The organism is Reyranella soli, from assembly GCF_007992495.1.
Classification (GTDB): Bacteria; Pseudomonadota; Alphaproteobacteria; order Reyranellales; family Reyranellaceae; genus Reyranella; species Reyranella soli.
Map to the genome: position 1 here is coordinate 49,058 of NZ_BKAJ01000030.1, position 22,373 is coordinate 71,430.

A 22,373-nucleotide genomic window follows, 5' to 3' on the forward strand; every position below is an offset into this window, starting at 1 on the left:
CTCATCTTCCGGTCGCACCACGGGCAAGGACGCCGGCCGATAGGAGTCGGTGCCCAGAGTCGGTGTGACAAGTCGCAGCATGATGTTCGCCCCCCGGCCAATGCCGCAGGAAGAGTCTCCTGACCGCGGCAGGTCGCAGCCTAGGGCGGGGCAGCCAAGGGAGTCTGTTCAATATTGACCGCGAACGAATGTCCGCGGGGTGGGCTCACGCAGAGCTGCATCCTGCGTCGTGAGCCAGGTGGTCAGAAACTGAGCAGCTTCGCCTGCACCACGCTCTCCAGCGCGCCGATCTTGCCCAGAAGCTCGGGCGAGATGGGCTGGTCGACCTGCACGAGTGCGATCGCCGAACCGCCGGGTGCGTCGCGGCCGAGGTGGAAGGTCGCGATGTTGACCTTGCTCTCGCCCAGCAGCGTGCCGAGGCGGCCGATGAAGCCCGGCTTGTCGTCGTTGGTGATGTAGAGCATGTGCGGGGCGAACTCGGCCTCGATCTCGATGCCCTTGATGTCGACGATGCGCGGATGCTTGCCGCCGAACAGCGTGCCGGTGACGGCGCGGGTGTACTTCTCGCCGGTGACGGTGAGCCGGATCATCGAATGGTAGTCGCCGGCGCGCTCGTGCTTGACCTCGGCCATCTCGATGCCGCGTTCGCGGGCGACGACCGGGGCGTTCACCATGTTCACCGAGGTGAGCTGCGGGCGCAGCACGCCCATCAGCGCCACCTGGGAGAGCGGCTTGACGTTGAGGGCGGACACGTCGCCCTCGTACTCGATCGACACGGCCTTGATGTCGGTGTCGGTCAGCTGGCCCGCGAACGAGCCCAGCTTCTCGGCGAGGTCGAGATAGGGCGCGAGCCGGGGCGCCTCCTCGGCCGTGACGTTGGGCATGTTGAGCGAGTTCACGACGGCGCCGGTTAGCAGGTAGTCCGCCATCTGCTCGGCGACCTGCAGGGCCACGTTCTCCTGCGCCTCCAGAGTCGAGGCGCCGAGATGCGGCGTGCTGACGAGGTTGGGGGCGCCGAACAGGACGTTGGTCTTGGCCGGCTCCTCGGTGAAGACGTCGAAGCCCGCGCCGGCGATATGGCCGGACACCAGCAGGTCGCGCACCGCCAGCTCGTCGACCAGGCCGCCACGGGCGCAGTTGATGATGCGCACGCCCTTCTTGGTCTTCATCAGGTTGGCGCGGCTGAGGATGTTCTTGGTCTGCTCGGTGAGCGGCGTGTGCACCGTGATGAAGTCGGCACGCGCCAGCACCTGGTCGAGCGTCACCTTCTCGACGCCGAGCTCCTGGGCGCGCTGGTCGGACAGGAAGGGATCGTAGGCGATGACGCGCATCTTCAGGCCGATGGCGCGCTCGGCGACGATCGAGCCGATGTTGCCGCAGCCGATCAGGCCCAGCGTCTTGAAGCTGAGCTCGGTGCCCATGAAGCGGTTCTTCTCCCACTTGCCGGCCTGGGTCGAGGCGTTGGCGTCAGGGATCTGGCGGGCCACCGCGAACATCAGGGCAATGGCGTGCTCGGCCGTGGTGATGGCGTTGCCGTAGGGCGTGTTCATGACCACGACGCCGTGCGCAGTGGCCGACTTGATGTCGACATTGTCGACGCCGATGCCGGCGCGGCCGACGACCCTGAGCTTCTTGGCTTCGGCCAGCACCTCGGCCGTGACCTTGGTCGCCGAGCGGATCGCCAGGCCCTCGTAGTTGCCGACGATGGCGCGCAGCTCGGCGGGCTTCAGGCCGGGCTTGAAATCGACGTCGCAGCCGCGCTCGGAAAAGATCTCCACCGCGCGGGGAGAAAGCTCATCGGAGATGAGGACCTTGGGTTTTGCCATTTACGTCACTCCATTCATTCATGCCTCCTCTCCCCCGCTAGGGGGAGAGGTTGGGTGAGGGGTTTGCGCACAGCCTTCGAAGCCCCCTCACCCAGCCTCTCCCCCCTAGCGGGGGAGAGGAATTTGAGGGATTTCGGGTCAGGCCGCTTTGGCGCCAAACTCCCGCTCGATCTCTCCGTAGGCCCAGTCGAGCCAGGGCAGCAGGGCCAAAAGGTCGCTCTGCTCGACCGTCGCGCCGCACCAGATGCGCAGGCCCGGCGGGGCGTCGCGGTAGGAGCCGACGTCGTAGCCCGCCTTCTCGCTCTCGAGCAGGTCGGCCATCTTCTTGGCCGCCGCGGCCTGCTTGTCGGCCGCGAGCGCGGTGAACCACGGCGCGGTGATGTTGAGGCACACCGAGGTGTTCGAGCGGATCGCCTTGTCGCCCGCCAGGAAGCCGATCCACTTGCGCTCGGCCACGAACTTTTCCAGCACGCCGAGGTTGGCCTCCGAACGCGCCATCAGCGCCTTCAGCCCGCCGAGGCCCTCGCCCCAGCGCAGGCCGTCGATCGCATCTTCGACGCAGAGCAGCGAGGGCGTGTTGATGGTGTCGCCCTTGAAGATCGCCTCGGAGAACTTGCCGCCCGAGGTCAGGCGGAAGAGCTTCGGCAACGGCCACGGCGGCGAATAGCTTTCCAGCCGCTGCACGGCGCGCGGCGACAGGACGAGCACGCCATGTGCGCCCTCCCCGCCCATTACCTTCTGCCAGGACCAGGTCACGACATCGAGCTTGGGCCACGGCAGGTCCATGGCGAACACGGCCGAGGTGGCGTCGCAGATCGCCAGGCCCCCGCGGTCGTCGGCGATCCAGTCGCCGTTCGGCACTTTTACGCCCGAGGTCGTGCCGTTCCAGGTGAAGACGACATCGTGCGTCCAGTCGACCGCCTTCAGGTCGGCGATCTGGCCGTACGGCGCCTTGAGCACACGGGCATCCTTGAGCTTGAGCTGCTTCGCCACGTCGGTGACCCAGCCTTCGCCGAAGCTCTCCCAGGTCAGCATGTCGACCGGCCGGGCGCCGAGCAGCGACCACAGCGCCATCTCGACGGCACCTGTGTCCGACGCGGGGACGATGCCGACGCGATAGTCGGCTGGTATGCCCAGCAGAGCGCGCGTGCGGTCGACCGCCTCGACGATCTTCTTCTTGCCAAGTTTTGATCGGTGGGACCGCCCGATGGCGGCATCCTTGAGGACTTCAGGCGTCCATCCCGGACGCTTGGCGCAGGGTCCTGACGAAAAGTCAGGACGCGCCGGACGCATGTTCGGCTTCATCAAACCTCTCCCTTACAGAAGAGCTGCACTCCGGTGGGGGAGCGTGGCCCGCCGCCGATATACGGGCGGTCGCGGCTGCCGTCAATGTTCGACGACGCAAGAAGCGCGCGGGTGCGGCAAAGTTTACAGAACTTTACGCACCCGAGACGACAGCGAAACAGGGACGCTTCATAGCCATCGCGAGCCAGCCAGAGCCTCGAATGCGCATCCTGATCGTCCTGTTCGTTCTATTCACGACTGCCGCCCGTGCCGAGGGATTGCTCCAAGGATTGGTCAGCGAGCCGCTGTCAGTGCCGGTGACCATCGCCGGCAGCGAGCTGTCGCTGGATGGCTATGTCATTCGTCCCGACCGGCCCGGCCGATTTCCGCTGGTGATCATGGTGCATGGAACGCCGAGCGTGGATGGCGAGGCGTTTTTCCGCGAGGCCGCGCGGCGCTCTCCCGTCACCTTCAACAACGCGGCCGTCGCCTTCGCCCAGCGCGGCTATGCAGCAGTTGCAATCATGCGCCGCGGTTTTGGCCGGTCCGGCGGAACTTATGCCGAAGACCTGCCACGGCCCTGCGACTTCCTCCCCGGCGTGCGGACTTCGGCCGAGGACGTGCTTGCGGCAATCACGTCGTTGCGGCAGGAACCTTGGGTGGACGGCGACCACGTCGTGCTGCTCGGCCACTCCACTGGCAGCCTTGCTGTCACTGCCGCTGCGGCAGAAAATCCGGCCGGCGTGGTCGCGATCCTGAACTTCGATGGCGGCCGACACGGCCGCTCGGGGACAGGCCAGGCCTGTAAACCCGACAGCCTCGTAGACGCCGTCGCAGCACTCGGGCGCACCGCTCGTGTGCCGACTCTCTGGCTCTACGCCGAAAACGACCGCGTCTACGGCCCTGCGCTGGCCCGCCAGATGTTCGATGCCTACAGCGCTGCCGGTGCTCCAGCTCAGTTGCGAATGCTGCCGCCATTCGGATCAAACGGGCACGACCTCGTGACCCTGGCTCCGGCGGACGTCTGGTTTCCCACCGTCGAGCCCTTTCTCGCGGGTCTGGGTTTGCCGATCGTCCCGATCATCGCGCTGCCGCCAACGTCCACGCTGCCGGCGCCGCCGAACGCCCTTCCGGCGTGCCAGGAAGCCTTCGCCCGCTATCTGATTCGCCGCAGCGACGCCAAGGCCTTTGCAATTGCTTCCCAAGGCAGCTGCAGCTCGGCCCTAGGCCGCACAGTCGACGAGGCGCAGCAAAAGGCGATGGCTGACTGCAAAGCCCAACCTCACGGTGAGGGCTGTCATCTGTACGCAATCGGCCAGGACCTCGTCGACAAATAGCCGACCAACTAGAGCGAAGTCCGGCCTGCCAGAATCATCCTCCCCATCGTTCATACGATGGGGAGGTGCCCGCGAAGCGGGCGGAGGGGTCATGAGCCATAGGTGTTAGCACCGGTGACCCCTCCGTCGCCGTATGACGGCGACACCTCCCCAGCTTCGCTGGGGAGGAATGAACCAAGCAGCATGGACCTTGCTCTAGGCCAAGGTGTCGGCGAGCTCGGCGAAATCGGCCAGGATGAGGTCGGGCTGGTGCGGCGTCTCGCCGAACGGCCGCTTGCGCCGGTCGATGAAGGCCGTGCGCATGCCGTAGGACTTGGCGCCGATACAGTCGAAGGCGTGGTTGGCGACGAACAGGATGCCGGACCGATCCTCGCCGATGATCTCCTCGGCCTTGGCGTAGGTCTTCCAGTGCGGCTTGAAGTAGCCCGCTTCCTGCACCGAGATCACATGGTCGAAGGCAAAGCCGATGTGCGGGCCTGCCGCTTCCAGCATGTCGCGATCGCCGTTCGACAGGATCGCGAGCTTGTAACCGGCCGACCGCAGCCTGCCGAGGGCCGCAACCACGTCGGGAAACGGTTTCAGCCTTTCGATCTCGCTGACCAGCGCCTTCACCTCGTCCTGCGTGTAGGCGATGCCGCAGCGATCCATGACGAAGGACAGGGCGCGATGGCCGATCTGCCGGTATGGCGTGTGGCCACGGTCGCACAGCGCATCGATCATCGAGTTCTCGTAGTGGGTGCGTCGCCACCAGGTGACGAAGCTGTTGGGCTTGCCGTCCCAGCCCTTCGCTTTCAGGAAAGGCGTCGCCGCCTCGGTGAGACCCTTCTGCATGTCGACGATCGTGCCGTACTGGTCGAACGCCAGCGCCTTGATCTCTCGCTTCAGGATCTCGCGTATGGGCGTCATGTCTTTCTCCGTGTGCGTCAACGTCGGCGCAGCTCGTAGTAGTTGCCGGCCACGGGATCGCGGAAGGCCGGCTCGGCGCGATAGTTGTCGTGCAGCATGCGCCAGATGGCCGACGCGCGATTGGCGGCCGACAGGGCGCCGAGCTGGCCGGTGAGCTCGGCCTCGCTCCAGGTCCAGACGTCGGAGATGACGACGCGATGGCCGCGGTCGAAGGCCAGGTCGATGTCGCGCTTCAGCACCTCGGCATTGTGCTCGGCCGTCCAGTCGGGATGGCGGATGGCGCCGGCGTCGACGGCGATCCATTTGAACTTCGCGTCCGACGGCTTGCCGTCCCAGTCCCAGGTGCGGCTCCACAGCGCGTACTGCCACATGGTGATGGGCTCGAAGCCCCAGTACACGAAGACCGTCGAGGCCGGCGGAAAGCGCTGCTCGAGCGCGGCCATGGCCTTGAGCGCGGCCTCGTCGCCGCCACGGAAACGCGCGAGTGCTCCGACGTTCCAGGCCAGCGGCAGGACCGACAGCACGGCGAGTGCGATCACGATGCCGCGCGAGCGCAGCGACAGCGCCCCCAGCAGCAGCGCCCAGGCCACCGTCAGCCACGGCATGACGTTGATCTGCATCTGCGGATCCTGAGGCTGCGAATAAAAGTTCAGCACCTGCCCCGCCCCCAAGGTGCCGAGGAACACGATCGCGACCGCGCGTATTCGAGGCTCATGTCGCCGTGGCCACAGGGCGATGACGGCGGCGAGGAAGATCGCGGCCTGCAGCGCCACCGAGACCAGGAGCGGCAGCGCGGCATGCCTTGCCGACAATGGATCGACCCAGCCACCGACGATCAGGAAGTAGTTGCCGACGCCCGACAGCATCATCCAGGCCTTGTCCCACGACAGGCCGGCCCAGCCGGTGGCCACGCCCTTGCCGGTCCACAGGATGTCGTGCAGCCCGACCGCGCCCGGATAGCGCTCGGACCAGAGCTGGACGATGCCGGCCACGACCACGATGGAAACGATCAGCGTGCTGATCAGCGCCGCGCGTCGCGCCAGCCGTTCCGGCGCCAGGGCCAGCGCCACGACAAGCGCGGGCAACAGCGGGAACAGCAGACGCCATTCGATCAGCCAGCCGAACGTGAACAGCACGCCGACCAGCGCCACGCGAAGATGCGTCGGCCGATCGAACCACAGGCCGGCCAGCGCCATCGCGCCCAGGACCAGCGCGTAGCCCGGCATGATGTCCTCGCTGATCACCGAGAGCAGCAGAACGAAGCCGCAGCCGAAGTGGAAGCACGCCGCCAGCGCGGCCGCACGGATGCTACCAGTGAGGCGATGGACGAAGGCATAGACGATCGTGGTGGTGAGGCTGGCGAAAAAGGCGTTGAGCCAGGCGAACTGCCGCCATGGCACGCCACGGTCGATGCCCAGCCAGTCGAGCAGCCGGCAGAGTGCGCCATAGAGAGGGAAATAGAGATAGTTCGACGGATCGAGCCGTGCGCGCGTGAGATCGGCGATCCAAGGCTCGGCCTGGATGCTCTTGTACATGCCGTTGGCGGTGATGATGTGGACGTTCTGCAGCCAGGCGATCAAGCCGCAGAGCGCCGCGAGGCTGAGCGCGAAGGCCAGCAGCAGCTGCCAGCCCGGCGCATTCTTCTCTTCGTTCAGGATCGCTACATCTTCCGGCCGAACAGGACGACCGCGCCTTCCGGCCCGTAGCTCTCCGAATGGAGGCAGCCGCGCGCGAGATCCCAGGTATCGCCCTGCTTGTAGGTCACGGTCTCGCTGCCCGAGGTGATGGTGATCGCGCCCTGCACAACCATCGCCCGCACGTCGAACGGATGGCTGTGCTCGGGGTTCACCTTGACGCCCGGCGTCGTGTTGGTGGCAACCTCATAGCCGTCGCGCTTCAGCTCGGCCTCGAAGGTCTGTCGGTCCATCCCGTTTCTCCTTAGGCGGCCTTGCGCGCCGCCACGACATATTGCGCTCCCAGGGGGAGCCACGCCAGCGTCCGGTCGATGGGTGCCAAGAAGGCAAGGCCGGGTGGCATGAACATCAGGTAGTCGGTCTCGAGGTCGTAGCGCGCCGTGTCGAGCAGCCCGTAGCGGACCTCGCGCGCATCGAGCAGGATGGCGTTCTCGTCGATCGGCGTGCGGGCGATGACGTAGCGCACCAGCGGATTGCGCGGATTGTGCTCGAAGACGTAGATCCGGCCGCCTGGATTCAGCACGCGGCCGAGCTCACGGTAGACTGCCTGCCGCTCCTCGATCGGCACGTGGTGCAGGACGGCGCTGATGGTGACGATGTCGAACTGCCGATCGGCAAAGGGCGTTTTGGCCCCCTCCTGCGCCGCCAGCGTCGGCACCGGCCCGAGCCCCGACGGCCAGCGCTTGCCGACCTCGGCCAGCATGCCGCTCGAGACGTCACAGCCGGTGAAATTGGCGCGCGCACCCAACTCTGCGAGAACACGCATGAGATCGCCGGCGCCGCAGCCATAGTCGAGCACCGCAAGCGCGCCCTCCTTCAGGCCGGGCTCGCGGCGCAGCAGCCAGCGTGCCTTCACGGCGATGAACTGGTCGGCCGAATCACCCATCATGCGCTTGATGGGATTGTCGAGACCGCCGTCATAGGTCCCGGCGTGGCGATCGAACTCCGCCGGACTCACTTCGGACCGCCGACGATGTCGCGGATCATGAACAGCGGCCGGCCCTTGCTCTGGTCGTAGAGCCGGCCGAGGTACGCGCCGATGATGCCCAGCATCAGGAACTGCATGCCGCCCAAAAGGCCGACGGCGGCCATAAGCGACGTCCAGCCGGGCAGCGTGTGGCCGAACGCCCAGCCGACGATGGAATAGACGAAGAAGGCGAAGCCGACCGCGGCCATCACCCAGCCGATGGTCATCGAGGCCATCAGCGGCACGATCGAGAAGGCGGTGATGGCGTCGGCGGCGAAGCGCAGCATCTTGGACAAGGGATACTTGCTCTCGCCCGCCACCCGCGCCTTGCGATCGTAGGGCAGCGGCACCTGCTTGCCACCGATCCAGGCGACCATGCCGCGCACGAAGCGGTGGCGCTCGGGCATCGCGGTCAAGAGATCGAGCACGTGGCGCGTGATCAGGCGGAAGTCGCCGGCATCGAGCGGGATCTCGACGTCGGTCATGCGGCCGATCAGGCGATAGAAGGCGGCGGCCGTGGCGCGCTTGAACAGAGTCTCGCCATCGCGCTGTCGGCGCTGGCCGTAGACCACGTCGGCGCCCCCCTTCCCATCAACACCGTCCATCAGCGCGATCATGTCGGGCAGCAGCTCAGGCGGGTCCTGCAGATCGGCGTCAATGATCAGGATGCGCTCGCCGCGGCACACGGTGAGGCCGGCCGTGAGCGCGAGCTGATGACCATGGTTGCGCATCAGCCGGACGGCGACGACACGCGGGTCGCGGCCGGCCGCCTCGGTCATGACCTGCCAGGTACGGTCGTACGAGCCGTCGTCGACAAGCACTATCTCGCTGGTCCCGCCGACGCTATCCAGCACCGCGCCGACGCGGCGCAGGAATTCAGGCAGAGCGTCCTGTTCGTTGTAGCAAGGGGCCACCACGGACAGCGCCGGGCGGTTGGCGAGGGTCATGCCGGAGCAATAAACGATACCGGAGCCGAGGCCAAGACGACACCCGCCGGGTCTCCAGGGCTATCGCATTTGACCCGTTTTCCCGTCATTCCGAGCGGTGACGCTCTAGTCTTCCTTGGAGGTCCGCGTTCCGATGGGATCAGCCCTGACGATCGGGCTCATTGCTGCGCGCCTGCGCCTGGGTGATGTAGCTGTTGGGCGGCACGCCATGCGTCAGCCACACGCCGCCGCCGATCGTCGAGCCGCGTCCCACGGTGATGCGGCCGAGGATGGTGGCGCCGGCATAGACGACGACGTCGTCCTCGACGATGGGATGGCGCAGCCGGCCCTTGATCAGCGCCCCGGTATCGTCGGCCGGGAAGCTGCGCGCGCCCAGAGTCACGTGCTGGTAGAGCCGCACACGCTCGCCGATCACGGCGGTCTCGCCGACAACGACGCCAGTGCCGTGATCGATGAAGAAGCTGCCGCCGATCTGCGCACCGGGATGGATGTCGATGCCGGTGAGCGAATGCGCAATCTCGCTGATGTAGCGCGCGAGGAACCGCGCGCCCAACTTGTACAGCACATGCGCCAGCCGATGGTGGATGATCGCGGTCATCCCCGGATAGACCAGCAGGACCTCGGAAAATCCGGTCGCCGCCGGATCGCCGGCATAGGCAGCGCGCAGGTCGCTCACCAGCAGGCCGCGAATCTCCGGCAGCGCGCCGGCGAGCGCGGCGGTCATGGCGCGGGCCTCGCGCGACGTCGCCTCGTCCGACGGCACGCCTTCGGCGGCGAACGGCAGCGTGCCGCGCAGATGCTCGTACAGGGCCGGCAGCGCCCGCTTCAACGCGCCGGCGACGAAGTCGTCGATCATGTCGGGCGTCACCGGGTCGTGGCCGTTGCCGAGCTTGCCGTAGTGGGCGGGAAACAGCGCCATGGTGAACTGGGCCAGCATCTCGACGATGGCCTCACGCGACGGTGGCGGCCGCACCGGCCCGCGGTAGCGGACGTTGTGCAGCACGTCGCGCGACTGTCGCAGCCCGGCGACGATCGAACCGACCTCGAAATCCGCCGTATCTGTGATCGGAGAGTCTGGCATCGCTTCCTCACGTCCGTGCAAGCTGCGTCGCATGATGTGGGGGCCGATTCAATCGCCACAAGGATCGTCCGCAGCGTCTTGGCAAGATCTGCTCCGGTTGAAGCACACAAGGAAAAATCTATTCCCTGCACCCTCAAGCGAAGCGCCGATTTATTTGGGCCGACTGCGCCGCCGACGCTAACGAGATTCCTTGCCGCTCGGATGAGCTTCGTTTCCGCGACCGCCCCTCATAATTCATGAGCGCGCAGGATACGCGCGGTCCGAAGACTAAAAGTCAGCCGTCATCGACAGCCGGAAGGTACGCGGCGTGCCCTGGACCAGGTAGCTGTTCGTGACCGTGGCCCAGTAGTTCGTGTTGAGCAGGTTGTCGACGTTGAAGCGGAAGACCAGGGGCTGGCCGGTCGGGCTCCCGGCGCTTTCGACGACATAGCGTGCGCCGACGTCGATGCGCGCCCAGTCGGGAATGGTGCGGCGCGGCCAGGTCGTGTCGACGTATTGCGAGCCCGTGTAGATCACCCGGCTGTTCAGGGTCAGGTGCCGCACGAACGGCGTGTCCCATTCGCCGCCGAGATTGAGCTGCACGCCCGGCACACCGGGCGCCACCCAGCCGTCGGTCAGGCCGCCCGCCGTCTTCGCGAGCACGGCATTGATCAGCATGATGCCGCCCAGCAGGCGCACGCCCTGGGTCGGCTCTCCGAACAGGTTGAGCTCGAGGCCCTGGTTGCGCTGCTCGCCGTTGGCCGAGAGGATGTTCGTGGTGGTGTTGACGATGGTGCTCGGCTGCGTGATCTGGAAGGCGCTCATGGTCGTGCCGAACTTGCCCCAATCGACCTTCACGCCGACCTCGAACTGGGTCGACTTGTAGGGCGGCAGTATCTGCCCGGCATTGGCGAAGGCGTTACCGACGATCGCGCCCTGCTGCAGTCCCTGGATGAAGTTGCCGTAGAGCGAGACATTGCTCCAGGGCTTGAACACCAGGGCCGCGGACGGGCTGAACGCGCTTTGCGAGTAGTTGGAGGTCTGCGCACCGGTCGTGGTGTTGAAGTTGGCGGCCTCGATGCCTTGAAAGCGGCCGCCCACCGTCAATTGGATGCGCTTCGCCGCCGCCGACAGCGTATCGGCGAAGACGATGCCGGACAGCGTCCCGGTGCTGCTTTTCCGCGCGGCAGGATCGCCGAGGTTCGGGCGCGCGACGAAGGTCGGATTGTAGATGTTGGACGCGAACGCGGTGCCGGTGACCGAGCCGAAGCCCTGGGCCTGCTGGAACGTCGTCGCGCTCAGCGCGAACTCGTGATTGATCGGGCCGGTGTCGGCCAGGGCACGCAAGCCGACTTCGCTCGTCCAGGCGTCGTAGTAGTTGTTCTCGACGTTCGGCGTCTGCGTGGTGTTGCCGTTGACGTTGACGATCGTGGGGAAGCCGCCGGTCAGATACCGGGCGCGGCTGTCGATGATGCCGAATGCGGCGTAGGCCGTGACGCCTTCGACGACGTCGATCTCGCCGCGCACGACTCCGAACCACTCGTCGCGCTGGTTGAACCCCCACGGCTGGCCGAAGTTGTTGCTGAGCGTGGGTACGCCGGGAATGGGCACGCCCGTCGCCACGATCGGCATGCCAACCAGCCCGCCGACATATTGATACTGGTAACCGAAGTCGCCCGACACGCGCACGCGCTCGCCGCGAAAGTCGAGACCCAGCGATGCCAGCGCCAGTTCGTCGGTGTTGTTCGCAATGGCCGTCTGCCCACCGCGATAGACGCCGTTGAAGCGCAAGCCGAACTGCTTGTCCGCGCCGAAGCGTCGGCCGACATCCGCGTGCGCGCCGAACTGCGCCGCGGAAACGTAGCTTGCCGTGAGCTGCGTCAGCGGCTCGTCGGGCGCCCGCTTTGGCACGAGGTTCACGGTGCCGCCGATCGAACCGTTCGGCGCCATGCCGTTCAGCATGGCGCTCGGCCCCTTGAGGACTTCGACCCGCTCGGGCAACTCCGCCGGGACGGTGATGCGCGGCAGGATGCCGTAGAGACCGCCGAACATGTAATCGCCGCTGTTCACCCTGAAGCCACGTATGGTGAGGTCGTCGCGCGAGCCGTTGCTGGGACCCCACACGCCGCGAACGGACGGGTCGTCGATCAGCACGTCCTTGACCGACCGCGCCTGCTGGTCCTGCGCCTTCTTCGCCGTGTAGCTCATCTGGTTGAACGGCGTGTCCATGACATCGCGGTTGCCGAGGACGCCGAGCTGGCCGCCTGTCGCGACCTGACCGCCGGCATAAGGCGGCGGCAGGTTGTCGATCATGGCCTGCGGCGGCACGGGATATCCCTGCACCTGCACCGGGTCGAGCTGCAAAGCGCCCGAGCCGGCATCGACAGCCTTCGCCAGGGTGATCGTATTGGCGCCGGTGAATGTGAAGGTGACGCCTGTTCCCGCAAGCAGGCGGGTCAACGCCTCACGCGGCGTCAGCGTGCCGCTGACCCCGGGCGAATTGAGTGTCGAGAGATCTCCCGTGCGATAGGCGAAGGAAATGCCGGCTTGGTCGGCGAAGCGCTCGAGCGCCGACGGCAGAGGTTGTGACGGAATGGCGAAGCCGCGCGGCCGGTCGGCCTGCGCGATGACGTGTTGCTGCTCCTGCGCATGGCCGGGCTCCTGCACGAGAAGCGCCAACCCAGCCAGGACCGAACCGACAATCCGCCGTGTACGCATGACGCTCTTCCCACTCGTTGTCCCCACGGAGCGCCGGATACAACCGCCTCCATCATTAGACCGAGCAAGGCGCGTACGATCGGTGCCGATCCCGCTGTTTTTGTCAGCGTACGATCAACAGGAAGTCGGTGATGCGCGTGACGGTGAGGCCGTGTGTGGCGGCCAAGGCGTCGATGCCGCCATCGATGTCGGTCAGCGACAGACGTGCGGTGACGGGCGCTTGTCGCGTGCCATCGCCCAGGAGCACGATCCGTCCCGGGTGGTAACGGCCGATCTCCGCCAGGGCATCGGCGAGCGGGAGATTCCGGATGGCGATGGCGCCCTGCCGCCACGACGTCGCGGCGTCAGCGTCGAGCGTGCGTACCGCCTGGGGCGCCTCACCCCGCCGATAGCTCACCTGCTGGCCTGCCGTCAGCGTCGATGGTCCGTCGAACGAGCCGTCGGGCGACGTCACCCGCACGATGCCTTCGGTGACCGTCACGGTCGCCCGCTCATCGGCGATACCGACGGCGTAGGCGGTGCCGACTGCCGTCGCCTTGCCGTCGAGCGCCAGCACGTCGAACGGCCGTGCCGCGTCCTTGCTCACCTCGAACAACGCTTCGCCGTGCAGGAGCTTTACGACGCGCCGTCGTTCGGAGAATGACACGTCGATCGCCGTGTCCGTGTTCAGGTAGGCGATTGATCCATCCGGCAAGGCGACGGTCTGCTGCTGCCCGATCGCGGTGCTGTGGTCGGCCAGCAGGCGCGTCGGCAGGCGCATCATCGCCGGCGCGAAGACGAAGATCAGCACACAAGCGGCGACAAGGCCTGCGATTGCCGAGCCCCAGCGCCAGCGCATGGACAGGCCGCGACGATGCGAGACCGTTGACGGCGCCGGCTGCGGCCGGCCGCGCGGCGCAAAGGCGGGTTCGAGATCGTCGATCTGCGACCACATCGCCCGCACCTCGTCATAGGCCGCTGCGTGGCGTGGGTCGGCTTCGCACCAGGCACGAAAGCGTTCGCGATCCGCGGCCGACGCGCCAGGCGCGCCCAGTCGCAGGAACCAGTCCTGCGCGGCGTCGCTGATATCGTCGGGGATCTGGTCTCGGTCGCCTGGCTGGGTCACAACGGCTGGGTCACGGGCAACTTTGCGGGGTAGTCCTCGTCCTATAGACGAGTGAGCCGCCTACTTCTCGTGCTCCCCGACTTCGTCGGCGGCCAGCCGGAAACGCCGTCGCGCTTTCAGCAGCGTATCCATGACGAGCTTCAGGTCCTTGTAGACGGTGGTCGCGCCGAGCCCGAGGATGGCGGCGATTTCCGCCTGCGATTTGCCCTCATAGCGGCTGAGATGGAACACCTGTCGGCTGCGCTCCGTCAGCCCGGCGATCACCTTTTGAAGGTGATTGAGTTCGGCCCGCGCCATGATGTAGCGCTCGGGCGTGAGCTCGTCGGTCTGCCGCCAGACCGAGCCGGCCTGCTCCGCCAGTATCTGCCCTCGCCGACCCTCGACGCGCAGATGATCGGTGGCGAGGTTGGCGGCCATGCTGAACAGGTAGGCCTTGCGGTCTCGGATATCGGGATGGTCGGCCGCACCCAGCAGCTTCAAATAGAGGTCGTGGGCGATGTCGGACGCAAGATGCGCCGAACCGAGACGACGCGCGAGGAAGCGCAGCAGCTCCCATTCGTGCTCGCGGTACGCCTGCAGCAGCTTCGATTCGCGCATCATCCCCCATCCGACCGGTCGGACCGATCGGCAGTCTAGGTCAAATGCGACTTATTCTCAATTGCGATCATTAGCGCGATCGGGCAAACAGCTTCAGGCTGTAGTCGACAAGGTTGTAGCCAAGCTTTCGCGCCTCCTGCTCGAGCAGCGACTCCAGGCCGACATCGTCGATCTCGACGATCGTGCCGGTCGCCACGTCGATCAGATGCGGATGCGAAGGCCGCCCGGCGCGCTCGTAGTGCGCCTTGCCGTCCGGAAACGCCTGGCGCTTCACCAGCCCCGCCTCGACCAGGGTGTTGAGCGTGCGATAGACGGTGGCGATGCCGATGCGATGGCCGTCGGCGGCGCGGCGATGGATCTCGCGCACGCACGGGTGATCGTCCGCCGCCTCCAGCACCTCCAGGACGATGCGCCGATGCTCGGTGAGCCGCAGGCCGCGCTGCACGCAGAGCGCTTCGAGCGACGTCATGCTCACCGCTTGAGATAGAACTGGATGGGCACCAGCAGCTCGAGGCTTTCGCCCGGCTGGTCCGACGGCAGAGGCGGCAACGGCTGCGCCCGCTGCAGCAGCTCGAGCCCCTCCTGGTCGAGCGAGACCACGCCCGAGGCGCGCTCGATGCGCGCTGCGAGCACGCGGCCGTCGCGGCTCATGGTGAAGCGCACATAGGTCACGCCCTCCTGGCGCGCGCGCTGCGCCTCGCCGGGATAGCGCTTGTGGCGCTCGAGATGGCGCAGCAGCAGGCCCTTCCAGGTCGGCAGCGAGGCCGACGGCGGCTCGGGCGTGGCGCCCGGCGCCGGCGCGGCGGCGCGCTCGGTCTGGTCGGGCGCCGCCTGCGGCGCGGCCGCGACGGCTTTGGGCTTGGGCTGCGGCGGCTTGGGCTTTTCGACGGGCTTGGGCTTCTCCGGCGGCTTCAGGTCGAGCGGCGGCGGCGGTTCGGGTGCGGGCAGCACGACCTCGGCCTTGGGGATCTCGACCGGCGGCGGCGGCTCGGCCACCTCGACCTCGATCTTGGGCGGCTTGAGGTCGACCGGCGGCGGCTCCTGCGGCTCGGGCACCGCTTCGCTGAGCTCCGGCGCCGGCGGCGCCTCGGTCGGCGTCGCCTGCGGTGCCGCGGGCAGCGGCGCCATCTCCAGCATCACGGCGGCGGGCGGCGGCGAGTACGGCGCCTCGGCATGGGTCCAACCGAGCGCCAGCCCGACCGCGCCGGCATGCAGCCCCAGCACGACGACGAAGCTGCCGGACCAGCGGACCCAGTCCTTCATTGCTCCAACCCGACCAGTGCGACCTTGAGGTAGCCCGCCGAGCGCAGCAGGTTCATGCCCTGCATCAGCTCGCCATAGGGCACGCTCTTGTCGGCGCGCAGGAACACGCGCTCGTCCTTCTTGCCGCCGGTCGCCTCGTCGAGCGCCTTGGCAAGATCGCCGCGCGTCACCGGCTTGTCCTTGAGCACGAACGACAGGTCGCTCTTCAGCGTGAGATAGAGCGGCGTCTCCGGCTTGGTCTGGCGCTCGGCCGTCGACGTCGGCAACTCGACCGGCACGTCGACGGTGGCAAGCGGTGCGGCCACCATGAAGATGATCAGCAGCACCAGCATCACGTCGATGAACGGCGTGACGTTGATCTCATGGTTCTCGGCGAGCTCGTCGTCGCCGTGGTCGAGCTTTACCGACATTTGCCGATGTCCCGTGAAACCAGCCGCAGCACGGCGGCCGAGGTGTCGCCGACCAGCGCCCGGTAGGCGGCGATGCGGCGGGAGAAATGGTTGTAGATCACGACGGCCGGAATGGCCGCGGCCAGGCCGAGCGCAGTGGCCAGCAGCGCCTCGGCGATGCCCGGCGCCACGACCGCAAGGTTGGTGGTCTGCGAGCGCGAGATGCCGATGAACGAATTCATGATGCCCCACACCGTGCCGAACAGGCCGACGAACGGTGCCGTCGCGCCGATGGTCGCGAGCACGCCCGTCCCCTTCAGCATGCTGCGGCCGGCCGCCGATTCGAGCCGCTCGAGCCGCGAGGCGACGCGTTCCTTCAGGCCCTCGCGGTCGCCCACCGCATCGGCCGACAGCCTGCGCTCGGCCTGCGCTGCCGCCACCAGCGGGCTGGCGGGGGCGTCATCGAGCGACGCCGCGCCATCGACCGCCAGCAGGACAGCGCCCTGGCGTCGGAATGCCATCGCGAGTTCGAGGCTCTTGGCGACGAACACCGTCCAGGTGATCACGGAAGCGACGGCCAGTCCCGCCATCACCGCCTGCACCAGCCAGTCCGCAGCCGCGAACATGCCCCACACGGACAGGTCCTTGGGCAGGATGGACGGGCTTACCGGCGCAGCACCGGACGACGGCGCGGCCGGCGAAGGCTGGGCCACCGCCTCCGGTGGCGGCGCGGCGGCCGGCACCGCCGCCGTCGCGGCGGGCGTCTCCACGCTCGAGCCGTTGGCCTGGGCGAAGGCCTGCACCGGCGATAACAGAAGCAGGAAGATCACAAGAACAAGACGCATGAAAATCCGACCTCAGCCGAGATGTTGAAGGAGACGTGCCGCCGGACGCAGCCAGTGCGCCCGCCACGACAGGGTGGCGACGACAGAGAGAGCACCGACGGTGATGACCGTGGCCCAGAGCAACGAGCCGAAGCCCGCGCCATCGCGCATGAGCGCCAGCACCAATGAGGCAAGCAGGAGTGCCCAGCCGGCGCAACGCAGCGCCATGCAGGCGCGGCGCGGGCAATGCCGGGCGCCACCGAGATGATGCCAGTGGCGGTCCTGGCTCATGGCCAGGGCGGCAAAGCCGAGATAGGCGCCGGCAAAAATGCCGAGCAGCAGCAGCGCGTCAGGCATGACGCACCCGTGCGACCCGCGACGGCCGGCTGAGGCGCAGTGCCGAAACGGCGGCGATCGCCGAGCCTGCCAGCAGGAGGATGTCCATGCCGGCGATCGGCCAGAGATGGCGGTACGACAGGCTGCGCACCAGATGATCGCCGGTCGTGATCCAGTTCAGCAGCGCCGCAGCGCAGGCCAGTGCGGCAACGGTCCAGCACTGCTCCATCCAGGCGCGCTGCGGCCGCGCCCAGGCGTGGGCGAAGGTCGCCAGCCAGACGAGGTAGAAGGTCCAGACCTCCAACGCCGCGCGATCCAGACCGAATGCCTCGGCGCCGAGCGGCAGCAGACGATTGGCGACGAAGAACGCGGCTGTGGCGATCAGCATGCCGGTCACCGAACCGACGGCCAGTCCCTCGACGATGCGTACGCCCTTCAGCCCGAGCTGCGCGTGTTTCTTGCGGCGCGATTCCAGCCAGAACAGGTAGCCGGTCGCGATCAGAACGCAGCCTGTCAGTCCCAGGCCGAAATAGATCCAGCGCAGGCTCCAGTGGCGGAACTGGATGAAGTGAAAGCCTGCCAGGAAGCGCTGCACGCTCATGACAGGCGCCGTGCCGCTCTTGTAGCTGATCAGCGCGCCGGTCGGCCCGTCGAAATAGGCCGCGTCGTAGGTGCTGCTGACGATCCCCTCGTCGAGTCGGCCGATCTGCACGATCGACTTTGCATCGCCGGGATTGCGGACGAAAACATAGCGCAGCGCCGAGCCCTCCCACACACGCCGCGCTTCGGAAGCCATGGCGTCGAACGAGGCCATGCCGCCCGATTCGCCCGACCGGCCCTTGGGGACGACGTTGCCGTAAGCGTCGGCGAAGAACGCCAACCGGTCGCCGTTGTAGGTGAGCTGCCAGGCGCTGGGGAAATAGGTCGACCAGAAGATGACCAGCCCCGACAGGGTGATCAGGAAATGGAACGGCCATCCGAGTACGCCGGTGACGTTGTGCAGGTCGAGGACCAGGCGGCGCGGCTTCCTGTCGGGACGGAAGGTGAAGAAGTCGGTGAAGATCTTGCGATGGATGATCACGCCGGAGACACACAGCGCCATCATCGCCATGGCGGCCAGTCCGACCAGCCAGTAGCCGATGTTCTCGGCGCGGATATGCAGCATGTAATGAAACGGAAAGATGAAGCGCGTGCCGGCGAGCGTGCCGGGGTCGGGCAGCACTGCGCCGGTGTTGGGATCGATGAAGCGATGCGTCTGACCGGACTGGTCGCTCCACAGGACGCGGATCGCCGCGTCACGATCGGTCGGCAGCCCGACACTGAAAAACGGAGACTTGGCGGCCGCCGCCGTCTCGTACAGCGGGCGCAGCGATTCGAGCGAGAACGGCTTCTCCGCCGCCGGCAGCCGGATCATCGGCGCCATCCAGCGGTCGATCTCGCGATCGAACACCGCAAGGGTGCCCATCCAGAAGATTGCGAACAGCAACCCGCCGAGCACGACGCCGGCCCAGGTATGCAGCCAGTTCATGGAGGCGCGGAAGCCCTGCTCCACGTCAGCCCCCGCTCGCCAGGCGCACGAGGCCAAAGGCTCCGCCCCAGGAAACGACCCCAACGGCGGTGAGGATGAGACAAAGGCGAACCAGGCTCGGCTCGGCAAATCCCCAGATCAGCAGGCCGAGATAGACGAGGAAGGCCAGCATCGATGCCAGAACGACGGCCTCGCTCGGAGGCATCGCCGCCGCCACCGGCAGGACGCGCGCAGCCAGGGCAGCCAAGCCGGCGGACGCGGCATAGCCGCCGCCAATGGCCGCTATCAGACGCACGATCACCGAGATCGCCTTTCTGGCGCCCGGCCGCTGCAAAATACGCTGCAACTCGATCAGCTCCCCTGATGCTCGCTGTTCGCCCGTTTCGGTCCTGAAGTGTCCAAAAGGGGCCAGACCGACCCGTCGCCCCTAACTCCTATGACGAGCGAGGCGCCTGAACCCTCACCCCTATGACGAACGAGAGGGCTGTTTTTTCATAATTTTCCCCGCCCAGCTGCGAGCGATTTTCGCCCCAGATTCCCTAGAAATCGGCCAGAGCCACCTGACTGTCCGGAGGCCGATAGGCTAAAAGCACCTCCCCATGACTTCCAACGACAACGACCATCGCGGCCTCCTGCCGGCCGGCCTCGCCGATCTGCTGCCGCCCGACGCCGCCCGCGAGGCCCGCGCCATCGACATCGCCATCGAGCGCTTCGCCGCCTTCGGCTACGAGCGCGTCAAGCCGCCGCTGGTCGAGTTCGAGGAATCGCTGCTGGGCGGGCCGGGCGCGGCGCTGGCGCCGCAGACCTTCCGGCTGATGGATCCGGTGTCGCAGCGCATGATGGGCGTGCGGCCGGACATGACCGTGCAGGTCGCCCGCATCGCCGTCACGCGGCTGAAACACGAGCCGCGGCCGTTGCGCCTGTCCTACGGCGGCAACGTCATCCGCGTGCGCGGCGGCGCGCTCAAGCCCGAACGGCAGTTCGCCCAGGTCGGCACCGAGCTGATCGGCGTCGATTCGGCGGAGGCCGATGCCGAGGCGGTGCTGCTGGCGGTCGATGCGCTGCGCGCCATTGGCGTGGCCGAACTCTCGGTTGATCTCAACCTGCCGACCTTGGTGGCGGCCGTCGGCGCCGGCCTGAAGCTGCCCGCCGACACGCTGCGTCGCGTGCGTCGTGCTCTCGACCGCAAGGACGAAGGCGGCATCGCCAAGGCGCTGGGCGACGCCAAGAGGGCCATCGACGTGTTCACCGGCCTGCTGCGCGCAGCCGGGCCCGCCGAGCGCGGCATCGCCGGGTTGACGAGCCTCAAGCTGCCGGCGGCCGCAGCGGCAGAGGCAGCCCGGCTCAGCGAGGTCGTGAAGCTGATCCACGCCGCCGACGAGGACCTGCCGCTCACCCTCGATCCCGTCGAGTATCGCGGCCTCGAATACCAGACCGGCGTGTCGTTTTCGGTGTTCGCGCTCAGGGGCCGCCACGAGCTCGCCCGCGGCGGTCGCTATTCGGCGGGCTACCCGGAGGACGGCGTCAGCGAGCCCGCCACCGGCTTCACGCTCTACATGGACGCGGTGCTGCAGGCGTCAGAGGCGCCGGCCGCGCGGCCGCGGCTGTTCCTGCCGCCGGGCACGCCATGGCGCGATGCCGGGCCATGGCAGACCAAGGGCTATGCCGTGGTGCGCGGCGTCATCGCGGCAGACGACCCGCGCGCCGAAGCCAAGCGCCTGCTGTGCAGCCACGCGCTGATCGACAAAGAGGCCGTGCCGCTCTGAGACTGCGTGTCCTGCCGGAGGGCGGACCCCCAAGGTCCGCGCTCCGACAAGATCTGAGTTAGTGCGCGTGGGCCGTGTCGGCCGCGACCACCATCGCGGAGCGGCCACCGCCCAGCAGGGCGATCCGCTCCTCGACCAGCAGTTCCATCATGCCGACCAGCAGGACGAGCTCGCCGTCCTTCATCTGCTCGGCTTCGCCCTTAATGTCCTGAAGGTTGTGCCAGAAGTGGAACAGCGTTGACGACTTCTGCTTCGCCGAAAGGCGGCGCTTCCTTGGCTTGTCAGTCATTCCCTACCCCCATGCTGCCGCCTAGGTGCGGCAACATGGGAAGAAGACCTCATGCGGCATTCCCGCTCTGTGGCAAAAAGCACAGAGCGATTGAAAAGACAGGTCTAAGCCAGTCACAGCGCGGGCGAAGTTTCCCTTCGCACTCCTCCCTTCCCGTGCTATCCAAACTTACGCCTCTCCGGCACCGACCCCGGGGAGGCGTTTTTCGTGTTTGGACGTCGGATTTCGGGAACAGGCAATGGCCAACGTGGCAGTGATCGGCGCCCAGTGGGGCGACGAGGGCAAGGGCAAGATCGTCGACTGGCTGAGCGAGCGCGCCGAGGTCGTGGTGCGTTTCCAGGGCGGCCATAATGCCGGCCATACGCTGGTGATCGGCAACGAGACCTACAAGCTCGCCCTGCTGCCGTCCGGCGTGGTGCGCAAGGGCAAGCTTTCCATCATCGGCAACGGCGTGGTGGTCGATCCCTGGCACTTCCTCGAGGAAGTGAAGAAGGTGTCGGGCCAGGGCGTCTCGGTGACGCCCGAGACGTTGAAGATCGCCAATCACGCCGTGCTGATCCTGCCGCTGCACCGCGACCTCGACGGCTGGCGCGAGGACGTGCCGGGCACCATCAAGATCGGCACGACGCGGCGCGGCATCGGACCCGCCTACGAGGACAAGGTCGGCCGCCGCGCCATCCGCGTCGGCGACCTGGCCGAGCCCGATATGCTGGCGCTCAAGGTCAACACGCTGCTGGCCCATCACAATCCGCTGCGCACAGGCCTCGGCAAGCCGCTGATCGATGCCGGCAAGCTCACCGCCGACCTGCTCGAGCTTGCCCCCAAGATCCTGCCCTTCGCCGAAGACGTGTGGGAGCGGCTGGACGGGCTTCGAGCCGCGGGCAAGCGCATCCTGTTCGAGGGTGCACAGGCCACCATGCTCGACATCGACCACGGCACCTATCCGTTCGTCACCTCGTCCAACACCGTGGCGGCGCAGGCGATGATCGGCAGTGGCCTCGGCAACGGTGCGGTGGGCTACGTGCTGGGCATCGCCAAGGCCTACACCACGCGCGTCGGCGATGGCCCCTTCCCGACCGAGCTCAAGGACGAGATCGGCCAGCTCCTGGGCGATCGCGGCAACGAGTTCGGCACCAACACCGGCCGGCGCCGGCGCTGCGGCTGGTTCGATGCCATCATGGTGCGCCAGGCGGTGAAGCTGAACGGGATCGACGGCATCGCGCTCACCAAGCTCGACGTGCTGGACGGTTTGAGCGAGATCAAGGTCTGCGTCGGCTACGAGCTCGACGGCAAGACGATCGAACGCTTCCCCTTCACCATGGGCGCGCAGGCCAAGCTCAAGCCGGTATGGGAGACTTTCGACGGCTGGAACGAAAGCACCAAGGGTGCGCGCTCCTTCGCCGAGTTGCCGGCGACCTGCATCAAGTACGTGCGCCGCGTCGAGGAGCTCGTCGGCTGCCCGGTGGCGCTGCTCAGCACCAGCCCGGAGCGCGAAGACACGATCCTGATGACGGATCCGTTCCGCGATTGAAAACGC

General features: G+C 67.1%; 22 protein-coding genes. 3 read left to right on the plus strand and 19 right to left on the minus strand.

Translation table 11 applies throughout. From position 1 onward, the window contains the following. Nucleotides 1–242: 242 nt before the first annotated feature. Nucleotides 243–1,826 (minus strand): phosphoglycerate dehydrogenase, encoded by a 1,584-nt coding sequence (gene serA / locus RSO01_RS07545; protein ID WP_147147785.1) that lies wholly within the window; start codon nt 1,824–1,826, stop codon nt 243–245. A gap of 138 nt (nt 1,827–1,964) precedes the next feature. After that, the gene (locus tag RSO01_RS07550) at nt 1,965–3,131 is read right to left on the minus strand and encodes a phosphoserine transaminase (protein ID WP_147147787.1); all 1,167 of its coding nucleotides are present in this window, start codon (nt 3,129–3,131) and stop codon (nt 1,965–1,967) included. Between the two features lie 200 nt (nt 3,132–3,331). On the opposite strand from RSO01_RS07550, the gene RSO01_RS07555 reads away from it, so the two are divergent. Next, the gene (locus RSO01_RS07555) at nt 3,332–4,447 is read left to right on the plus strand and encodes an alpha/beta hydrolase family protein (RefSeq protein WP_147147789.1); all 1,116 of its coding nucleotides are present in this window, start codon (nt 3,332–3,334) and stop codon (nt 4,445–4,447) included. A gap of 195 nt (nt 4,448–4,642) precedes the next feature. On the opposite strand, the gene RSO01_RS07560 is transcribed toward RSO01_RS07555, so the two are convergent. From RSO01_RS07560 to RSO01_RS07635, 16 genes are all read right to left on the minus strand, one after another. Beyond that, the gene (locus RSO01_RS07560) at nt 4,643–5,353 is read right to left on the minus strand and encodes a haloacid dehalogenase type II (protein ID WP_147147791.1); all 711 of its coding nucleotides are present in this window, start codon (nt 5,351–5,353) and stop codon (nt 4,643–4,645) included. A gap of 17 nt (nt 5,354–5,370) precedes the next feature. Then, nucleotides 5,371–6,933, minus strand: a complete 1,563-nt coding sequence (locus RSO01_RS07565; RefSeq protein ID WP_147147792.1) for a hypothetical protein — start codon at nt 6,931–6,933, stop codon at nt 5,371–5,373. Between the two features lie 80 nt (nt 6,934–7,013). Continuing rightward, entirely contained in the window at nt 7,014–7,280 is a 267-nt protein-coding gene (locus tag RSO01_RS07570) for a cupin domain-containing protein (protein WP_147147794.1), read from the minus strand. A gap of 11 nt (nt 7,281–7,291) precedes the next feature. Next, nucleotides 7,292–8,005 carry a class I SAM-dependent methyltransferase gene (locus RSO01_RS07575; RefSeq protein ID WP_147147796.1) on the minus strand — a complete coding sequence of 238 codons (714 nt, stop codon included), beginning with the start codon at nt 8,003–8,005 and terminating at the stop codon, nt 7,292–7,294. Next, nucleotides 8,002–8,961, minus strand: coding sequence for a glycosyltransferase family 2 protein (locus RSO01_RS07580; protein WP_147147798.1), 960 nt, complete (start codon nt 8,959–8,961; stop codon nt 8,002–8,004). Before RSO01_RS07580 ends, RSO01_RS07575 begins: the two co-directional genes overlap by 4 nt. A 139-nt stretch (nt 8,962–9,100) precedes the next feature. Next, complete coding sequence (epsC, locus tag RSO01_RS07585) at nt 9,101–10,042, minus strand: serine O-acetyltransferase EpsC (RefSeq protein WP_174825922.1); 942 nt, start codon at nt 10,040–10,042, stop codon at nt 9,101–9,103. A gap of 267 nt (nt 10,043–10,309) precedes the next feature. Further along, on the minus strand, nt 10,310–12,739 hold the full coding sequence (locus tag RSO01_RS07590; RefSeq protein WP_147147801.1) for a TonB-dependent receptor: 2,430 nt from the start codon (nt 12,737–12,739) through the stop codon (nt 10,310–10,312). 103 nt (nt 12,740–12,842) lie between these two features. Continuing rightward, nucleotides 12,843–13,844 carry a FecR family protein gene (locus RSO01_RS07595; protein WP_147147803.1) on the minus strand — a complete coding sequence of 334 codons (1,002 nt, stop codon included), beginning with the start codon at nt 13,842–13,844 and terminating at the stop codon, nt 12,843–12,845. A gap of 60 nt (nt 13,845–13,904) precedes the next feature. Then, complete coding sequence (locus RSO01_RS07600) at nt 13,905–14,444, minus strand: RNA polymerase sigma factor (RefSeq protein WP_147147805.1); 540 nt, start codon at nt 14,442–14,444, stop codon at nt 13,905–13,907. A gap of 67 nt (nt 14,445–14,511) precedes the next feature. Continuing rightward, the gene (locus RSO01_RS07605) at nt 14,512–14,910 is read right to left on the minus strand and encodes a Fur family transcriptional regulator (protein ID WP_147147808.1); all 399 of its coding nucleotides are present in this window, start codon (nt 14,908–14,910) and stop codon (nt 14,512–14,514) included. Nucleotides 14,911–14,912: 2 nt separating this feature from the next. Further along, nucleotides 14,913–15,704 carry an energy transducer TonB family protein gene (locus tag RSO01_RS07610; RefSeq protein WP_147147810.1) on the minus strand — a complete coding sequence of 264 codons (792 nt, stop codon included), beginning with the start codon at nt 15,702–15,704 and terminating at the stop codon, nt 14,913–14,915. After that, the gene (gene exbD, locus RSO01_RS07615) at nt 15,701–16,114 is read right to left on the minus strand and encodes a TonB system transport protein ExbD (protein WP_147147812.1); all 414 of its coding nucleotides are present in this window, start codon (nt 16,112–16,114) and stop codon (nt 15,701–15,703) included. The genes RSO01_RS07610 and exbD overlap by 4 nt, the downstream gene beginning before the upstream one ends. Beyond that, nucleotides 16,105–16,938 carry a tonB-system energizer ExbB gene (gene exbB, locus RSO01_RS07620; protein WP_147147814.1) on the minus strand — a complete coding sequence of 278 codons (834 nt, stop codon included), beginning with the start codon at nt 16,936–16,938 and terminating at the stop codon, nt 16,105–16,107. Before exbB ends, exbD begins: the two co-directional genes overlap by 10 nt. Before the next feature lie 12 nt (nt 16,939–16,950). Then, the gene (locus tag RSO01_RS07625) at nt 16,951–17,274 is read right to left on the minus strand and encodes a DUF3325 domain-containing protein (RefSeq protein WP_147147816.1); all 324 of its coding nucleotides are present in this window, start codon (nt 17,272–17,274) and stop codon (nt 16,951–16,953) included. Next, nucleotides 17,267–18,805 (minus strand): PepSY-associated TM helix domain-containing protein, encoded by a 1,539-nt coding sequence (locus RSO01_RS07630; protein WP_218037273.1) that lies wholly within the window; start codon nt 18,803–18,805, stop codon nt 17,267–17,269. The genes RSO01_RS07625 and RSO01_RS07630 overlap by 8 nt, the downstream gene beginning before the upstream one ends. Nucleotide 18,806: 1 nt before the next feature. Further along, entirely contained in the window at nt 18,807–19,082 is a 276-nt protein-coding gene (locus RSO01_RS07635) for a hypothetical protein (RefSeq protein ID WP_174825923.1), read from the minus strand. A gap of 298 nt (nt 19,083–19,380) precedes the next feature. Between RSO01_RS07635 and RSO01_RS07640 the strand changes: the two genes are divergently transcribed. Continuing rightward, the gene (locus tag RSO01_RS07640; RefSeq protein ID WP_147147818.1) at nt 19,381–20,547 is read left to right on the plus strand and encodes an ATP phosphoribosyltransferase regulatory subunit; all 1,167 of its coding nucleotides are present in this window, start codon (nt 19,381–19,383) and stop codon (nt 20,545–20,547) included. A 58-nt stretch (nt 20,548–20,605) separates the two neighbouring features. On the opposite strand, the gene RSO01_RS07645 is transcribed toward RSO01_RS07640, so the two are convergent. Then, entirely contained in the window at nt 20,606–20,836 is a 231-nt protein-coding gene (locus RSO01_RS07645) for a hypothetical protein (protein WP_147147819.1), read from the minus strand. A gap of 238 nt (nt 20,837–21,074) precedes the next feature. Here RSO01_RS07645 and RSO01_RS07650 point away from each other — a divergent pair, with 238 nt between their 5' ends. Continuing rightward, nucleotides 21,075–22,367 (plus strand): adenylosuccinate synthase, encoded by a 1,293-nt coding sequence (locus RSO01_RS07650; RefSeq protein WP_147147821.1) that lies wholly within the window; start codon nt 21,075–21,077, stop codon nt 22,365–22,367. Nucleotides 22,368–22,373: the final 6 nt, after the last annotated feature.

Coding starts and splice junctions, on each gene's coding strand:
- RSO01_RS07550 (WP_147147787.1), bottom strand. CDS start 3,131: ATGAAGCCGAACATGCGTCCGGCGCGTCCTGACTTTTCGTCAGGACCC.
- RSO01_RS07650 (WP_147147821.1), top strand. CDS start 21,075: ATGGCCAACGTGGCAGTGATCGGCGCCCAGTGGGGCGACGAGGGCAAG.
- RSO01_RS07600 (WP_147147805.1), bottom strand. CDS start 14,444: ATGATGCGCGAATCGAAGCTGCTGCAGGCGTACCGCGAGCACGAATGG.
- RSO01_RS07625 (WP_147147816.1), bottom strand. CDS start 17,274: ATGCCTGACGCGCTGCTGCTGCTCGGCATTTTTGCCGGCGCCTATCTC.
- exbD (WP_147147812.1), bottom strand. CDS start 16,114: ATGTCGGTAAAGCTCGACCACGGCGACGACGAGCTCGCCGAGAACCAT.
- RSO01_RS07570 (WP_147147794.1), bottom strand. CDS start 7,280: ATGGACCGACAGACCTTCGAGGCCGAGCTGAAGCGCGACGGCTATGAG.
- RSO01_RS07590 (WP_147147801.1), bottom strand. CDS start 12,739: ATGCGTACACGGCGGATTGTCGGTTCGGTCCTGGCTGGGTTGGCGCTT.
- RSO01_RS07645 (WP_147147819.1), bottom strand. CDS start 20,836: ATGACTGACAAGCCAAGGAAGCGCCGCCTTTCGGCGAAGCAGAAGTCG.
- RSO01_RS07555 (WP_147147789.1), top strand. CDS start 3,332: ATGCGCATCCTGATCGTCCTGTTCGTTCTATTCACGACTGCCGCCCGT.
- exbB (WP_147147814.1), bottom strand. CDS start 16,938: ATGCGTCTTGTTCTTGTGATCTTCCTGCTTCTGTTATCGCCGGTGCAG.
- RSO01_RS07580 (WP_147147798.1), bottom strand. CDS start 8,961: ATGACCCTCGCCAACCGCCCGGCGCTGTCCGTGGTGGCCCCTTGCTAC.
- serA (WP_147147785.1), bottom strand. CDS start 1,826: ATGGCAAAACCCAAGGTCCTCATCTCCGATGAGCTTTCTCCCCGCGCG.
- epsC (WP_174825922.1), bottom strand. CDS start 10,042: ATGCCAGACTCTCCGATCACAGATACGGCGGATTTCGAGGTCGGTTCG.
- RSO01_RS07560 (WP_147147791.1), bottom strand. CDS start 5,353: ATGACGCCCATACGCGAGATCCTGAAGCGAGAGATCAAGGCGCTGGCG.
- RSO01_RS07605 (WP_147147808.1), bottom strand. CDS start 14,910: ATGACGTCGCTCGAAGCGCTCTGCGTGCAGCGCGGCCTGCGGCTCACC.
- RSO01_RS07610 (WP_147147810.1), bottom strand. CDS start 15,704: ATGAAGGACTGGGTCCGCTGGTCCGGCAGCTTCGTCGTCGTGCTGGGG.
- RSO01_RS07640 (WP_147147818.1), top strand. CDS start 19,381: ATGACTTCCAACGACAACGACCATCGCGGCCTCCTGCCGGCCGGCCTC.